Origin of the sequence: Streptomyces sp. VTCC 41912, assembly GCF_045799175.1 — a bacterium.
GTDB lineage: Bacteria > Actinomycetota > Actinomycetes > Streptomycetales > Streptomycetaceae > Streptomyces > Streptomyces albulus_C.
Window position 1 is genome coordinate 1 of the sequence record NZ_JBJMAB010000028.1, and the last position, 15,415, is coordinate 15,415.

Annotated in this window: 13 protein-coding genes; 10 read left to right on the forward strand and 3 right to left on the reverse strand. The window is 75.6% G+C overall.

Annotation, left to right across the window (positions count from 1 at the left end; all coding sequences use genetic code 11):
• Window positions 1–79: 79 nt before the first annotated feature.
• Window positions 80–1,357: an enterochelin esterase gene (fes, locus tag ACJ6WD_RS29465; RefSeq protein ID WP_407616872.1), complete on the reverse strand. Its 1,278-nt coding sequence runs from the start codon at window positions 1,355–1,357 to the stop codon at window positions 80–82.
• Between the two features lie 126 nt (window positions 1,358–1,483).
• Here fes and ACJ6WD_RS29470 point away from each other — a divergent pair, with 126 nt between their 5' ends.
• From ACJ6WD_RS29470 to ACJ6WD_RS29490, 5 genes are all read left to right on the forward strand, one after another.
• On the forward strand, window positions 1,484–2,536 hold the full coding sequence (locus ACJ6WD_RS29470; protein ID WP_376559030.1) for a YncE family protein: 1,053 nt from the start codon (window positions 1,484–1,486) through the stop codon (window positions 2,534–2,536).
• A gap of 127 nt (window positions 2,537–2,663) precedes the next feature.
• A complete protein-coding gene (gene lanKC, locus ACJ6WD_RS29475; protein ID WP_407616913.1) occupies window positions 2,664–5,282 on the forward strand; it encodes a class III lanthionine synthetase LanKC in 2,619 nt (872 codons plus the stop codon).
• 66 nt (window positions 5,283–5,348) lie between these two features.
• Window positions 5,349–5,477, forward strand: a complete 129-nt coding sequence (locus tag ACJ6WD_RS29480; protein ID WP_016570339.1) for a SapB/AmfS family lanthipeptide — start codon at window positions 5,349–5,351, stop codon at window positions 5,475–5,477.
• A 73-nt stretch (window positions 5,478–5,550) separates the two neighbouring features.
• The gene (locus ACJ6WD_RS29485; RefSeq protein ID WP_407616873.1) at window positions 5,551–7,341 is read left to right on the forward strand and encodes an ABC transporter transmembrane domain-containing protein; all 1,791 of its coding nucleotides are present in this window, start codon (window positions 5,551–5,553) and stop codon (window positions 7,339–7,341) included.
• Entirely contained in the window at window positions 7,338–9,098 is a 1,761-nt protein-coding gene (locus ACJ6WD_RS29490; RefSeq protein ID WP_407616874.1) for an ATP-binding cassette domain-containing protein, read from the forward strand. Before ACJ6WD_RS29485 ends, ACJ6WD_RS29490 begins: the two co-directional genes overlap by 4 nt.
• A 24-nt stretch (window positions 9,099–9,122) precedes the next feature.
• Here ACJ6WD_RS29490 and ACJ6WD_RS29495 read toward each other — a convergent pair whose 3' ends face one another.
• A complete protein-coding gene (locus tag ACJ6WD_RS29495; RefSeq protein ID WP_233661003.1) occupies window positions 9,123–9,710 on the reverse strand; it encodes a response regulator transcription factor in 588 nt (195 codons plus the stop codon).
• A gap of 504 nt (window positions 9,711–10,214) precedes the next feature.
• Between ACJ6WD_RS29495 and ACJ6WD_RS29500 the strand changes: the two genes are divergently transcribed.
• From ACJ6WD_RS29500 to ACJ6WD_RS29510, 3 genes are all read left to right on the forward strand, one after another.
• Window positions 10,215–10,490 carry a hypothetical protein gene (locus ACJ6WD_RS29500; protein ID WP_233661002.1) on the forward strand — a complete coding sequence of 92 codons (276 nt, stop codon included), beginning with the start codon at window positions 10,215–10,217 and terminating at the stop codon, window positions 10,488–10,490.
• Window positions 10,491–10,840: 350 nt separating this feature from the next.
• Entirely contained in the window at window positions 10,841–11,050 is a 210-nt protein-coding gene (locus tag ACJ6WD_RS29505) for a hypothetical protein (RefSeq protein WP_233661001.1), read from the forward strand.
• Between the two features lie 45 nt (window positions 11,051–11,095).
• Window positions 11,096–11,809, forward strand: a complete 714-nt coding sequence (locus ACJ6WD_RS29510) for a restriction endonuclease (RefSeq protein WP_233661000.1) — start codon at window positions 11,096–11,098, stop codon at window positions 11,807–11,809.
• A 50-nt stretch (window positions 11,810–11,859) separates the two neighbouring features.
• Here the strand turns inward: ACJ6WD_RS29510 and ACJ6WD_RS29515 are convergent, their stop codons facing one another.
• Window positions 11,860–12,153: a hypothetical protein gene (locus tag ACJ6WD_RS29515; RefSeq protein WP_331247864.1), complete on the reverse strand. Its 294-nt coding sequence runs from the start codon at window positions 12,151–12,153 to the stop codon at window positions 11,860–11,862.
• 193 nt (window positions 12,154–12,346) lie between these two features.
• Here ACJ6WD_RS29515 and ACJ6WD_RS29520 point away from each other — a divergent pair, with 193 nt between their 5' ends.
• Together ACJ6WD_RS29520 and ACJ6WD_RS29525 are read left to right on the forward strand one after the other, a co-directional pair.
• The gene (locus ACJ6WD_RS29520) at window positions 12,347–13,219 is read left to right on the forward strand and encodes a serine/threonine protein kinase (protein WP_331247865.1); all 873 of its coding nucleotides are present in this window, start codon (window positions 12,347–12,349) and stop codon (window positions 13,217–13,219) included.
• 3 nt (window positions 13,220–13,222) lie between these two features.
• Window positions 13,223–15,397 carry a protein kinase domain-containing protein gene (locus ACJ6WD_RS29525; protein ID WP_407616875.1) on the forward strand — a complete coding sequence of 725 codons (2,175 nt, stop codon included), beginning with the start codon at window positions 13,223–13,225 and terminating at the stop codon, window positions 15,395–15,397.
• The last annotated feature ends 18 nt before the right edge of the window (window positions 15,398–15,415 follow it).

Here is a 15,415-nt window from a genome sequence, read left to right on the forward strand (position 1 = left end):
CGTGGCGCCGCGCGGCCGGCACTGCACCCGAGTGCCGGCCCGCGGCGCCACGGCACCACGGGCCGCCGTACCCGCGGGGTCAGGGCCGCGCGGGCGCGGGGGAGCGTTCCCCGGCCAGCAGTCCGATCAGGCCGTCGGCCAGTTCGGTGCGCCAACACAGGTAGTCGTGGCCGCCGTTGAACTCCCGGACCACCGCATCGTGGTAGCCGGCCCGGGCCAGCGCCGCGCGCAGCCGGCGGGCCGCCGGGAGCGCCACCCACTCCTGTTCCCCGAACGACAGCCAGAAGCGCACCGGCAGCCGGGGCGCGGCGGCCAGTTCGCGGGTCAGCCACTCCGCGCCGGGGCCGTCGGGCCACCAGAACGACCCGGACTGGGCCAGCACGTTGCCGAAGCGGTGCGGGGCGGCGTGGGCCGCGTAGGCGGCGGTCAGCCCGCCCAGGCTCTGGCCGGCGATCACGGTGCGGGCCGGGTCGTCGGTGATCCGGACCCGCTGCCGCACCCACGGCAGCAGGTCCTCGGTGAGGAAGGCGACGTACGAGGGCCGGCAGGCCAGCTCCGTCCACCGCGTCGCGGCGTCCACCGAGTCGGGGAGGACGGCGACGAGCGGGGGGAGGCGGCCGTCGGCGATCAGGTTGTCGAGGAGGTGGGCGACGCCGAGCCGCGGTTGCCAGTGCTCTCCGTCGAGCAGCACCAGCACGGGCAGTTCGCCGGGCTCCGGCGGGCCGGTCGGCGGCGTGTAGAGCCAGACCCGGCGCGGCCCGCCGAGACGCTCGGCGGGCACCCGGTGCGCGGCCACGGTGCCACGCGGCACGTCCGGCCGCGGCGTCCAGTCCCGTGCGTCGGGGGCGCCGGGCAGTTCGGCGTAGGACACCGGATCGCCGCCCCACCGGCCGGGCAGCACACGGGAGTTGAACGGGTCGGGGCGCCGCTGGGCGCGCAACCACCGCCAGTACCCCGGGTCGTCCGGCGCGGGGCCGTCGCCCGCGTCGACGCACAGGTCGTAGGTGCCGCGCCAGTCACGGCGCAGCCGGAGCGTCCAGTGCCAGACGTCGGTGCCGGGGAGTCGGGTCATGAGGTTGCCCCGCGGGTCGCGGGGATCCCCGAGCTTGTTCGGGAGGACGTGCACGGCCCGGGTGCGGGGCGTGCCGCGCCACAGGAAGGTCACCGCGGCGTGCTCCGGGCTGCCTTGCGGGTCCGGCCCGACCAGCGGGGTGCCGCGGCGGTGGACGTCCGCCCAGAACGCCGGGCCGTCCGCAGGCCCGGGAAGTGCCGCGGCCGGTGTGGCCAGGCGGGGCAGGGGGGTGGGGCGGGGCAGGCGGGGTGGGTGGCGCGGGGTGCCGTGGGGCGGGACGGACATGAGGGCTCCGAAGTCGCGAAGGGGACGGGGTCCGGCGGCTCGAACTTGCATTACTTAGGTAAGCCTAAGCTAAGTTGATGTCAGCGCGCCCCGCCCGGGTGCCCTCACCAAGGAGATTGACGCCGCATGACCTCTCTGCCCCGCCGCATCCGTCGCACCGCCGCGATCGCCGTGGCCCTCGCCGCCGGCAGCACGCTCGCCGCCGCCGGCCCCGCGAACGCCCGGCCGGCGACCTCCGCCGCCCCCGCCGCCTCGGCGCCGATCGCCAAGGGCCTCTACCAGTCCGCCTACTCCGAGCGGCACCACGTGCTGTGGGCCACCGCCGCCGTCGGACGGCCGCCGGTGACCTCCTCCGCCCTGGTGCAGGTCGATCCCAAGAGCCTGAAGGTCAAGGCCCGTTACACGCCCCCGGTCAGCAACCCGACCAACGGCGCCGTCGAGGCGGTCTACGGCGTCGCGGTCGACGACGAGCACGACACCGTCTGGACGACCACCACCCGCGACAACGGCCTGGCCGTCTACGACCAGCGCACCGGCAAGCACCTCGCCTCGCTCCCCGGCGTGAACCACGCCCGCGAGGTCGTCGTCGACGAGCGCCACGACACGGCGTGGGCCAGCGGCTTCGGCGACGGCAGCGTGGTCGCCTTCGACACCCGCACCTTCAAGGAGAAGAAGCGGGTGACGGTCCCCGGCGCCACCCCGGCCGGCCTCGCCGTCAACGAGCGGACCGGCGTCGTCTACGCCACCGACCTCGCCGGTGACCGGATCATCGAGATCGCCCCGCGGGCCGCCGCCCCGCGCTTCATCCCGGCCGGTGACGGCCCGATCTCGATAGCCCTGTCCAAGGACGGCCGCACCGCGTACTCCGCGGACCAGGCGGCCGGCGCGCTCTCCGTGATCGACCTGCGCAAGGGGGCCGTCACGAGGACCGTCCCGACCGGCGCGGGCGCCCTCTCCGTCGCCGCCGACCCGCGCACCGGCCGGGTCCTGGTCGCCAACCGCACCACGGCGACCGTCTCGGTCGTCGACCCCCGCAAGGGCGCCGTCGTCAAGACCGTCACCACCGGCGCGAACCCCAACCACGTCACCGTGGTGCACGGCACGGCGTTCGTTCTCGCCAAGTCCGGCTCCGGCCCCGCCGGCGAGGACGAGGTGCACCGCTTCCGCCTCACCCGCTGAACGGCCCCGACAGCCCCCTCCTTCACCAAAAACATGCATTCTGCACGGTCTCCCCATGACAGTCATGACTGTCTCACCGTTCGTCGGCGTGACAGCGTGGCTGTTGCCACCGCCCGAGGGGAGTGCGATGAACAAGGGGTACGCGGCCTTCTGCGACGCCGACCGGCAGTTCTACGACGCTCCGCACCGCGTCGCCGGCGATCCCGCCGGACGCACCGCACCGTACGCGGTGTTGAGCCGGGAACTGCCGGACGGCTGGCAGCGCCACCGCGCGGGCGACTGGCTGGCGTTCCGGCCGCTGGATCGCGAACTGCCCGCCCAGGGCTGGAAGATCCACGTCTCGGCCTGCCTGGACAACGCGGAACGGGTGCTGGCGAAGGTCTGGGACCACTGCGTCCCGCGCTCGGTGGCCTTCAAGTGCATACCGAGCCGCTACCTCCTCCACATGCGCAACGCCAAGTACGCGGACCGCGGGGCCAGCGGCAAGTTCCTGACCGTCTACCCCGCCGACACCGAGCAGTGCGGAGTGCTCGCCGAGGAACTGTCCACCCTCCTCGCCGGCGAGCCGGGACCGTACGTCCTGAGCGACCTGCGCTGGGGCGCCGGACCGGTCCACGTGCGCTACGGCGCCTTCACCGAACGGTACTGCCACGACGAGCACGGCGACCGGCGGCCGGCGATCGAGGACGACCGCGGAACGCTCGTCCCCGACCTCCGCGAACCCGCCTTCCGCCCCCCGACGTGGGTGCCGCTCCCGGACTTCCTCGCGCCGCACCTGGCCGCCCGCGACGCCACCACCGTCGCCGACCTGCCGTACACCATCGAACGGGCCCTGCACTTCTCCAACGGCGGCGGCGTCTACGTCGCCCTCGACCGGCGCACCCAGCGGCGCGTGGTCCTCAAGGAAGCCCGGCCGCACGCCGGCCTGGCCGCGGACGAGGCGGACGCGGTCGCCCGCCTGGCGCGCGAACGCGACGCGCTGCAACGGCTGTCCGGCCTGGCCTGCGCGCCCGAAGTCCTCGACTGGTTCACGCTCGGCGAGCACACCTTCCTGGCGCTGGAGTTCGTCGAGGGCCGCCCCCTCAACACCTTCTTCGCCCGCCGCCACCCCCTGATCGAGAACGACCCCGGCCCCGAGCGACTGGCCGACTACACCGCCTGGGCCCTGCGGGTGCACGGCATGGTGACGGAGGCGGTCGAGGCGATCCACGCCCGCGGGGTCGTCTTCAACGACCTCCACCTGTTCAACGTCATGCTCTCCGAGGACGAGTCGTCCGTGGTGCTGCTGGACTTCGAGGCGGCCTCGATCGACGATCCGGACAGCCGGCAGACCGTCGCCAACCCCGGCTTCGTGGCACCCGCCGACCGCCGCGGCCCGGACGTCGACCGCTACGCACTGGCCTGTCTGCGGTTGGCCCTCTTCCTGCCGCTGACCAGCCTGTGCGCCCTCGACCCGGGCAAGGCCGCACACCTGGCCCGGATCGCCGCCGAACAGTTCCCGGTGCCGGCCGAGTTCCTGGCGCCGGCGGTCGCGGAGATCACCCGCGGCCGACCCACGCCGGTGACGGTCGACCGGGCCGCGCCGGACGCCGCACCACCGGGCTGGCCCGACGACTACCTCCCGGTCCGCCTCGGCGACTGGCCGCACAGCCGGGACTCCATGGTCCGCGCCCTCCTGGCCTCGGCCACCCCGGAGCGCGAGGACCGGCTGTTCCCCGGCGACGTCGCCCAGTTCTCCGTCGCGGGCGGCGGAACCTGCGTCGCACACGGCGCGGCCGGCGTGCTGTACGCCCTGCACGCGACCGGGGCCCGGCCCTTCCCGGCCGGGGAGGAGTGGCTGCTGCGGCGCACGAAGAGCCCGGTGTCGGGCAGCCCCCTCGGCTTCTACGACGGGCTGTCCGGCGTGGCGTGGGTGCTCGACCGGCTCGGCCACCGCGAACCGGCCCTGGACCTGGTCGACCTCATCGCCGCACAACCGTGGCAGGCGCTCGCCCCGGACCTGCACGGCGGACTCGCCGGCCTGGGCCTGGCACTCGACGAACTGGCCGCGTCCACCGGCGAACGCGCCCTGCACGACAAGGCGTTGCGCTGCACGGAACTCGCCGTCCACCGCCTCGGGGCCGCCCACACGGCCGGTACCGGCACCGCCCCGGCGGCCCGCGCCGGACTGCTGCACGGCGCCACCGGCGTCGCGCTGCTGTGCCTGCGGATGGCCGAACGCACCGGCGACGCGGGCCTGCTGGACCTGGCCGCCGACGCCCTGCGCCGCGACCTCGCCCACTGCGTGCGCAGCGCCGGCGGCACCCTCCAGGTCAACGAGGGCTGGCGCACCATGCCGTACCTCGGCGCCGGCAGCGTGGGCATCGGCATCGTCCTCGACGACTACCTCGCGCACCGCCCGGACGAGGAGTTCGCCCGCGCCCGAAGCGAGATCGTCCGTGCCGCACAGGCCAAGTTCTACGCCCAACCGGGCCTGTTCCGCGGCGCGGCGGGGATGGTGCTGTACCTCAGCCGCACCACCGCCACCGGGCCCGGCACCGAACGGGCCGACCTCGACCGGCAGATCGACTCGCTCTCCTGGGGCGCCGTCCCCTACCGAGGCCACCTGGCCTTCGCCGGGGAGCAGATGATGCGCCTCTCCATGGACCTGGGCACCGGCACCGCCGGATGCCTGCTCGCCCTGGGCAGCGCCCTGCACGACACGCCCGTGCACCTGCCCTTCCTCCCGCCGCTGCGGCGGCCCTGAAGCCGGTCCCGGTCACCCGGGACCGTTCCTGAAGAACACTCCCGTCCCACGACGAAAGGAAGTCCGATGTCCCTTCTCGACCTCCAGACCCTCCAGACCCCCGAGCCCGAGGGCAACGACGACCTGCACACCGGCAGCCGCGCGAGCCTGCTGCTCTGCGGCGACAGCAGCCTGAGCGTGACCACCTGTAAGTGACCTCCGGTCACCCCGGGGCGACACCGAACGCCCCGGGGTGACCGTCCGCACGACGGAGGTGACGTTTCCCGCCATGCCCGCAGCCCCCCGGCCGCCGACCGGGACCGCGCCGGCCGCGCGACCCCGCGGCCACGGTGACGCCGCGGCGGTGCTCCGCGGCGCGCTCCGGCACGGCGCGGCCGGATCCGCGGCCCTCTGCCTGTGCGCCCTCGCCGTCGCCGCGACCGCCCTCGCCCTGCCCGCCCAACTCGGCCGCACCCTCGACCTGGTGCTGGCGGGCGCCCCCGCCGCGCCCGGCGCCCTCGCCCTGAGCGGCGCCCTGCTGGCCGCTGAGGTCGTCCTGGAAGCAGTCGCCGCCCTCCTCGGCGGCAGCACCACCGCCCGCAGCACCGCCTGGCTGCGCCGCCGCGGCCTGGACCACCTGCTGTCCCTCGCCCCGCACCGGGCCGCCGACCGCTTCGCCCCCGGCGACCTGGTGACCCGCCTGACCGGCAACGCGGCGGAGGCCGGCACCGCGCCCAGCACCCTGGCCGGGGGAGTGGCGGCGCTGCTCACCCCCGCCGGCGCCCTGCTCGCACTGGCCCTCACCGATCCCTGGCTGGCCGTCGTGTTCGTCGCCGGACTCCCCGTGCTGGCACTGCTGTTGCGGTCCTTCACCCGGGACTCCTCCAGCGCCGTGCGCCGCTACCAGCAGGCCCAGGCCGAGCTCGCCGCCCGCCTCGTCGAGGCGCTCGGCGGGGCCCGGACCATCGCCGCCGCCGGCACCCTGGAAGCCGAACGCCGCCGGGTCCTCGCCCCGCTGCCACGACTCGGCGCACAGGGACACCGGATGTGGCGGGTCTACGGGAACGCCGTGGCCGGCAGCGCCGTCGTGGTGCCCCTGCTGACCACCGCGGTACTGGCCGTCGGCGGCATCCGCCTGTCCCACGGGGCCCTCACCGTCGGCGCCCTGCTGGCCGCCGCCCGCTACGCCACCCTGGCCGCCGGGCTCGGCGGCGTGACCGGCCAGCTCAACGCCCTGGTGCGCAGCCGGTCCGCGGCCCGCCGGCTGGGCGCCCTCCTCGCCCTGCCCCCGCTCACCACCGGCTCCCGCCCGCTGCCCGCGGGCGGCCCGGGCCGGCTCGAACTGCGCGCGGTCACCGTCGTTCGCGACGGCGCACCCGCGCTGCGCGACGTGGACCTGGTGGTGCCGGGCGGCACCACCCTGGCGGTGGTCGGTGCCTCCGGCTCCGGCAAGTCGCTGCTGGCGGCCGTCGCCGGACGGCTCGTCGAACCCGACGCCGGGCGCGTCCTGTTGGACGGCGTCCCCCTCGACGCGGTCGATCCGCGCGAACTGCGCCGGGAGGTCGGCTACGCCTTCGAGCGGCCGGTGCTGTTCGGCGACACCCTCGGCGAGGCCATCGGCTGCGGGCCCGACCGGCCGGCCGCCGAGCGGGACCTGGTGGCCGCGGCCCGCGCCGCCGGCGCCGACGCCTTCGTCCGGCTGCTGCCCGAGGGGTACCGCACCCCACCGCACCGGGCGCCGCTCTCCGGCGGTGAGCACCAACGCGTCGGACTGGCCCGGGCGTTCGCCCACGCCGGCCGGCTGCTGATCCTCGACGACGCCACCTCCGGCCTGGACACCGTCACCGAACACCAGGTCACCCGGGCCCTGCTGCACGACGTGCGGCCGGGCACCCGGCTGCTGATCACCCACCGGGTCGGCTCCGCGGCCCGCGCCGACCTGGTCGCCTGGCTCGCGGACGGGCGCCTTCGCGCGCTCGCCCCGCACGCCGAACTCTGGCAGGACGCCGCGTACCGGGCGGTCTTCGCCCCTGGCGCCCCGGACACGCCGCCCCCCGCCGAACCGGAGACCGCCCCGTGACGGCCCCCGCCTTCCGGCTGCTGCCGCGCGCCGTGCGCTTCCTGCGGGCCCGGCCCCGGGCGCTCCTGGCGATGGCGGCCTGGTCCGTGCTGGAGTCCGGGCACACCTTCGTCGGCGGCTACGCCGTCGCCCACGCCCTCGACGCCGGGTTCCTGGCCGGGCGCACCGGGACCGGTCTGGCCTGGTTGGCGGTGGCCGCGGTGACCGTCGTCCTCGGCGGGATCGCGGGCCGCGGCGTCTTCCGGGGACTGGCCGCCCTCGTCGAGCCGCTGCGCGACCGGCTGGTGCGCCAGGTGGTCACCGCCGCGCTGGGCCGGGCGGTGGCGGACCCCTCCAGAGCGGCGGACAGCGCCGTGGTCTCCCGCCTGACCAACCAGACGGAACTGGCCCGGGACAGCTTCGCCGGCCTGGTGCTGGTGGCCCGCTCCTTCGTCTTCACCGCTGCCGGGGCCCTGATCGGGCTGCTCTCGCTCGCCCCGGAACTGCTGCTCGTCGTCGTCCCGCCGCTGCTGGCCGGACTGGTCCTCTTCCTGGCCACCCTCGTCCCGATGGCCCGCCACCAACGGGCCTTCCTCCAGGCCGACGAGGCGCTGGCGGCGGAGCTCGGCGCGGTGGCGACCGGCCTGCGCGACGTGGTCGCCTGCGGGGCCCAACGCCGCACGGCGGCTCGCACCCACGCCCTGATCGAGGCCGAGGCCCGGACCGCCCGCCGCCTGGCGCGCTGGACGGCCGCCCGCAGTCTCGCGCTCGGCATCGCCGGCCAACTGCCGGTGCTCCTGCTGCTGTTCGCCGCCCCCTGGCTGCTGCGCCGGCACCTCACCACCGGGGACGTCCTGGGCGCCCTCACCTATCTGACCCAGGCGCTGCAACCCGCCCTCCAGAGCGTGATGCAGGCCCTCGGCACCGCCGGCACCCGCCTCCTGGTGGTGCTCGAACGGCTCACCGGCGAGACCCCGCCCGACCCGCCACCGGCGCCCCCGCCCGCGCCGACGGCCCCGCCCGCCGACGGCCCCCGGGTGGAATTCCGCGCCACCACCTTCTCCTACGGCACCGGCGCCCGCCCGGTCGTCCGCGACCTGCACCTCACCGTCGAACCGGGCGAACACCTCGTGGTCGTCGGACCCAGCGGAACCGGCAAGTCCACCCTCACCGGGCTCGCCGCGGGGCTGCTCACGCCCACCGCCGGCGAGGTCCGCGTCGCCGGCCGCGCACCGTCCGCACCCACCACCGGCCCCGACCCGCACCGCGTCCTCATCCCGCAGCAGGCCTACGTGTTCACCGGCACGGTGCGCGAGAACCTGCTGTACCTCTGCCCCGACGGTGCGCCGCCCCGCGCGCTCGCGGCATCCCTGGACGCCGTCGGCCTCGGCCCGCTCGTGGACCGGCTGGGCGGGCTGGACGCCCCGCTCGACCCGACCGCGCTGTCCCAGGGGGAACGCCAACTGCTCGCCCTGGGCCGGGCCCACCTCTCCCCGGCACCCCTGGTACTCCTCGACGAAGCCACCTGCCACCTCGACCCGGCCGCCGAGGAACGCGCCGAACGCGCCTTCCGCGACCGCCCCGGCACCCTCGTGGTCGTCGCCCACCGGATCAGCTCCGCCCGGCGGGCCGATCGCATCCTGGTCCTGGACGGCACCCGCACCGCCCTCGGCACGCACGCCGACCTGCTGCGCCGCTCGCCGCTCTACCGCGACCTGGCGGGCGGCTGGGACCCGCAGTGCCCGGAGCGACCCCCGACCGGGGCGCACCTCGCGTGACGCCGCGGTTGCCCGGTCACCGCCCTACACCCAGCCCGCCGCCTGGGAGATGCGCAGCGCGTCGACGCGGTTGCGGGCGCCGGTCTTGCGGTTGATGGCCGCCATGTAATTGCGCACCGTGCCCTTGCTCAGATAGAGCTCGCCCGCTATCTCCGGCACGCCGGCCCCCTTGGCGACCAGCCGCAGCACCGCCAACTCGCGGGCGGTCAGCGGAATGTCGGCGGCGTTCAGCAGGTCGCGGGCGAGGGAGTGGTCGAGGTAGCGCTCGCCCGCCGCTACCTGGCGCACCGCGTGCCGCAGGCGGTCCGGCGGCGCGTCCTTGTCCACGAACCCGCGGGCCTTGGCCGCCAGGGCCCGTTGCAGCACGCCCGGCCGGCAGGCGCTGGCGAGGACGAGCAGGGCGCAGTCCGGCCCGCCGGGCGGCCCGGCCGTCGGGATCGGGTCGACGCCGTCACCGTCCACCACGCACACCTGCGGACGGAAGGACCGGGCGGTGCCGGAGGCACTGCTCCAGCAGGCGGCCACCGCCTCGATGTCCTTCTCGTCGCGCAGCAGCGAGGCGAGCGCCGAGCGCAACAGCCGCGTCTCATGAACCACCAAGACCCGGATCACCTGTGTCCCTTCGGGCCGTTCGACTCTGGATGTACGGCTGAGATTCTCACCGGCCGCGCCCGACGGCGGGCGGTTTCCGGCCCGTCTGACCTGAAAAGGCAGTTCACGACCGTATTGACGCACTGCCCAATACATGCCGGACATGGCGGGATCGCACAACGATCCCCGCCCGCCGCCCTTGATCCGTCCCGCCCGCCGACCGGCCGTCCGCCGTGGACACCGCCCACGACCCCCGACCGCCACCGGCCCACGACGGTTCCGCCTCCGTCCGCCGCCCGCTCCGTAGGAACCGCACAGTGCCCCCGGTACCCCGGACGTGGCCCGGGCCACCGAGCGACGGCGTATTCCTGCCACCGCGCACCCGCTCCGGCGGACCGGCCGCACGGTCGCCGACGACGCCCCGTCACCGCGACGGAGCAATGCCGCGTGATCTTCCGGCCACTGGTTCGTTCTCGCGGTGATCCCGGCATCGGGCCGGGACCGGTAGAGGAAGGAAGTTCCGTCGTGGGTAAGGCATTGAATGTGGTCGCGGGCACTCTGGGAGCCGGTGCGCTGCTGCTGTCGGTGGCGGGCACGGCCAGCGCCTCGGGCGGCGGCGACCGGTTCATCGAGAACGTCCACTGCACCCCGTCGTTCAGCCTCAGCCTGCTGTTCCCGCCGACGGACGGCTGCCGCTCGGACGTCGCCATCGACAACCACAAGAGGATCACCAAGGTCGTCCAGCGCGCCGGGGCCAGCATCTACGGCACCGACGTGGACGGCCGCAGACGCGGTCGCTGACACCGCCACGTACGAAACCGGCCCTGAACGACATCGCACCCCGAACGACATCGCACCCCGGAGCGCGCGCTCCGGGGTGCGATGTCGTTCGGGGCCGGCCGCCCGGGAACGCCGTTCGCCACTGCGCACGGAAGGGGCCGGTAGTCGCCCCCTGGATGCCGCGCCTGTGGGCGTCGTCCCAGTTCCCCCCGCCGCCGGGGGCGCCCGCGGCACATTCCGGCCAGCCGCACGTTTCGCGACAACCCTTTGCAACTGCGCTACGGGGCAGCACGGTTCGCGCTACACAGGAGGGGCCGGAGGGGGCCCGCTGCCGGGCGGGGCGACGGCGGTCGACGGGGAGGTTCGGACGGTTGCTGACGATCAACATCGTGGTGCTGCTCGCGGTGATCGTGTTTCTGCGGTTGCGCCGCCGCACGCAGTCCCGGAGCCGGTTCGACGAGAAGGTGACGGTCGTCATCGTGCTGGCGCTGGGCGTCCTGCTCGCGCCGACGCCGGTCGGGCAGGGGATCGTGCAGTTCCTCAGCCAACTCGTGCACGGCATCTCGCAGTCCGGGCAGTGAGCACCGGACCGACTCGGTACCCGGCCGGCCAGGGGAGGAACATGCATGACCCAGCGCGCCCGACGACGCGTCACCACCCGACGTCCTGACCGACGCCCCGCGCGTCGGCCCGTCCGCGGGCCCGCCCGGCGCCCCGTCCGCCGCCCGCGCGGCCGAGCGGCCCGGCGCAGGGCGCGCGAACGGGCCCTCACCCGTCTCGCCGTCGCCGCGCTGCTGCTCGCCGCGCTCGTCGCCCTGGCCCGGGCGCACCCCGTCGCCACCGTCACCGTCGGCGTCCTCGCCGCCGCGGCGACGCTGGTCCTCCTCGTCCGGACCGGCCGCCTCGACCTCCCGGGCGTCACCGGCCCCCGCCGGGACGTCACCCACACCCTCGCCGCCCTCCAGCACATGACCGGCACCCAGTTCGAGCACGCGGTCGCCGACCTCGCGCGCCAGGATCCGGCCGTGCGCTCCGCCACCGTCTCCGGCGGGGCGAACGACCGCGGCCTGGACGTCCTCGTCGTCCTGCGTGACGGCCGCCGGATCGCCGTCCAGTGCAAGCGCTACGCCGAGGGCAACCGGGTCGGTGCGCCGGCGATCTACACCGCGAACGGCACGTACCGCGCCTACCACCAGTGCGACCAGGCCGTCATCGTCACCACCTCGCGGTTCACCCGGGACGCCGAGGTCGCCAACGCCTCGCTCCCCGAACCCCTACGGCTGATCGACGGGCGCAGGCTGGCCCGTTGGCTCGGCGGCGGCGCACCGCCCTGGACCTAGGGCACATCCGATGGGTCGGGGGCGGAGAGACCGCCGTCCGCCGCATCCGGTCAGTGCACCCGGGGCCACACCGTCGCCGTCAGCATCACCATCCACGCCACGCCGATCGCGACCCCGCCCCTGCCGGCCCTGCCGTCCGGCAGGCGCCACCCCCGCAGGACGCCCACCGAGCCGAACCCGACGGCCAGCCCGGCGAACGCACCGATCGCCAGGACCTCCCCGAAGCCGGGGTGTTCGCGGGCCAGACTGGCGGACAGTGCGACGACGGTGACGCTCAGGGCCACGCCCAGCGGCACGAAGAACAGCCCCGGCTCGGCCCGCCCCACCACTGAAGCCCCCTCCACCCGTCGAGTGCAGCGGCACAGTACGCCACCGCGTCGTGCCCGGCGAGGATCTCGGCGGATCCTTCACCAACACCTCCCGACCGACCCGCGTGCCGGTCCGGCCGCCGCCCGGAAACGGACCCGCGTTCCCTTTTTCGCCAGGCCGTATATAGGCTCACGGCCGTAACACGTCTGACGGGGGAGCAACACCGGAGTGCAGCAGTTGCGGCAGGACGATCCGCCACGGATCGGGGACTTTGTGACGTTGGCGCGCCTCGACGCCGACGGGAGCCGGGGCGTGCCCGAACGCCGCTACCTGGCGCGCAGCGCGGACGGCGGGCGCACCGTCGTGGCGTGCCTGCCGGCCCCCGGCAGCGACCCGGCGCAGTGGGCGGCGGAGGCACAACAGGCGGCCCGGCTGACCCAGCCCGGGTTCTGGCCGGTCACCCAACTCGGGGGGACACCGGCCTTCCCCTGGTACGCCAGCCCCTACCGGCCCGCCCTGCCGCTGCCGGCCGTGCTGGCCGCCCACGGCGGCCCGCTGCCCGAACCCCTGGTCCGCACGCTCGGCGGCGCGCTGGCCGAGGCCCTGGCCTCCGCCCACGTCCTGGGCATCGTCCACGGCGGCGTGTGCCCGGCGGGCGTGCTGCTGACCGCCTGCGGGCCGTTGCTGGGCTGCTTCGGCGCGACCCGCGCCCACCCCCTCGCAGCGACCGCGCCCCCGCGGACCAGCGTCCTGGAGACCGGCTGCCTGGCTCCCGAACGCGCGGCGGGCGGCCCCGCGGACCGGGCCGGCGACGTCTACGCCCTGGGCGCCGTGCTGGCGTACGCGGCGACCGGCCACACCGTGCCGGAACGCGACGAGGTCCCCACCGGACTGCGCGACCTCGTCTCCGCCTGCCGCTCGCGCGACCCGCAGGGCCGACCCGAACCGGTCGCCGTGCTGGGCGCGTTGCTGCCGGGCGCGGCGTACGGCGGACTGGCCGGCGCCACCGAGCCGATGTCCCTGCCCGGCCGCGTCGTCGAGGCGCTGTCCCGCCAGTCGGCGGGGGTCCTCGCCACCGCACTGCCCACCCAGGAGCGCTGAGGCGTGATCTCCCCCCTTCTGCACGACGACCCGCACACCGTCGGCCCGTTCCGCCTCCTCGCCCGCCTCGGTGGCGGCGGCATGGGCACCGTCTACCTGGCCCGCTCGGCGGCGGGCCGCACCGTCGCGGTGAAGACACTGCACAGCCGGCTCGTCTCGGACACCACGCTGCGGACCCGGTTCCGGCTGGAGGCGGACGCGGCGCGCGTTATCGGCTCCGGGCACGGCGCGGCGGTCGTCGACGCCGACCCCCAGGCCCCCACCCCGTGGCTGGCGACGGAGTACGTCCTCGGCCCGCCGCTCGACACCGCCGTCGAGGCGGGCGGGCCCCTGGCGGAGCCGGCCGTGCGGGCCCTGGGCGCCGCCCTCGCCGCCGGGCTGGAACAACTGCACCGCTCCGAGGTGGTGCACCGCGACCTGAAGCCGTCCAACGTCCTGGTGACGGCACAGGGCCCACGCATCATCGACTTCGGCATCGCCCGGGCCTTCGGCGACGAGCACCTCACCAGCGTCGGCAACGCCGTGGGCACACCGGCGTTCATGTCGCCCGAACAGGCGGCGGGCCTGGAACACGCCGCGGCCGGCGACGTGTTCGCGCTCGCCGGCGTGCTGGTCTTCGCGGCCACCGGCGCCGGCCCGTTCGGCGGCGGCGCCCCCACCGACCTGCTGTACCGCGTCCGGTTCGGCGAGCCGGAACTCGGCCGGGTCCCCGAGACGCTGCGCCCCCTGCTCGCCCGCTGCCTGGCCAAGGACCCCGCACACCGTCCGACCACCACCGAGCTGCGCACCGCACTGGACGCCGCGGGCCAGACCCCGGCCGGCCACGGCGCCTTCGCGGAACTGCTGCCCGACGCGGTGCTGAAGGAGATCGCCCGGCGCAGCGACGAGGTGTGGCGCGAACCGCCGCACCGCCTGCCGCCGCCGGCGCCCGCGGACGCCCCGCGCGCCGAGCCGGCCGCCGGACCGGGGGTCTCCCGGCGGCGGCTGCTGGCCGTGGCCGGCGGCGCCCTCCTCGGGGGCGGACTCCTCGGCGGCGGGGGCTGGGCCCTGTTCGGGGGCGGCGGTGGGGGCGACACCCCGAAGAAGGACGCCGTCGAGCGGCCGAAGCCGCCCAGCGCGCTGTGGAGCGCCGGCCTGTGGTGCCCGGAGTCCGGCGGCGAGGTGATGCGGGTGGGCCGCAACCTGGCCCTGCGTGCGGGCATCGTGCTGTGCGGCATCAACGCCGAGTCGGGCAACGCGACGTGGCAGTCGAACATCGAGGAGACCTACCGCTCGGCCACCGACGGAACCCGGATCTACGCCTTGCGGGAGGCCGAGCAGGGCGCGTCGCTCGCGGTGTGCGAGGTCGCGCAGACCGACGGCGCGTTGGGCAAGCCCCTGGTGGAACTGTCCGCGTTCGCCGGCAAGGAGAAGTTCAACCAGCTGGTGTGCGTGGCCGAGGGGGTCGCGTACCTGGTCGCCAAGGCCGCCGCCGGCGGACGCTGGTACCTGGTCGCCGCCGACCTGGGCACGGCCAAGGAGCGCTGGCGCACCCCGGTGGACGGCCCGCAGGCCGAGAACAGCCCGCCCGCGCTGTGCGGCGCCGTGTCCGGGGCCCGGGTGGTGCTGTGCGGGAGCCCGTCGGAGGGCTCGAAGTTCCTCCACCTGTCCGTGCACGACAAGGCCAGCGGCCGCCAACTGTGGCAACTCGCCGAGACGTTCGACGGCGCACCCCCGTCCCATCTGGTCCTCGACGACCGCACCCTGTACCTGGGCGCGCAGGCCCTCACCGCCCGGCGGCTGTCCGACGGGGAACTGGCGTGGGTCTTCGGCACCCGGCGCGACGTCGGCGACAGCGCGGGGGAGGAACGGCGGTACGGCCCGCCCGTCGTCCAGGACGGCGTCGTCTACTGCACCGAGGCGGACCGCGGGCTGGTCGCCGTGGACGCCCTCTCCGGCACCCTGAACTGGCAGGAGAAGGGGCTGTCCGGCAGGAAGAGCCTGCGGGACGTGGGCGTGGCGGTCGGCAAGCGGTACGCCTACTGCGCCGACGACAAGGGCGTGCGCGCCGTCGACCTCAAAACCCGTGAGGCCGTCTGGACCTACGAGGCGACGCCCGTCGTCCTGACCGCCGACGCCGAGGCCGGCCACCTGTACGTCCGCCAGGAGAAGCGGACCCTCGCCCTTCCACTGGCCTGACCCGCCCCTCCCGCACGA

What these genes read in the sequence shown, in the direction of transcription:
- fes (WP_407616872.1), bottom strand. Translation starts at nt 1,357, where the DNA reads ATGTCCGTCCCGCCCCACGGCACCCCGCGCCACCCACCCCGCCTGCCC.
- ACJ6WD_RS29470 (WP_376559030.1), top strand. Translation starts at nt 1,484, where the DNA reads ATGACCTCTCTGCCCCGCCGCATCCGTCGCACCGCCGCGATCGCCGTG.
- lanKC (WP_407616913.1), top strand. Translation starts at nt 2,664, where the DNA reads ATGAACAAGGGGTACGCGGCCTTCTGCGACGCCGACCGGCAGTTCTAC.
- ACJ6WD_RS29480 (WP_016570339.1), top strand. Translation starts at nt 5,349, where the DNA reads ATGTCCCTTCTCGACCTCCAGACCCTCCAGACCCCCGAGCCCGAGGGC.
- ACJ6WD_RS29485 (WP_407616873.1), top strand. Translation starts at nt 5,551, where the DNA reads ATGCCCGCAGCCCCCCGGCCGCCGACCGGGACCGCGCCGGCCGCGCGA.
- ACJ6WD_RS29510 (WP_233661000.1), top strand. Translation starts at nt 11,096, where the DNA reads ATGACCCAGCGCGCCCGACGACGCGTCACCACCCGACGTCCTGACCGA.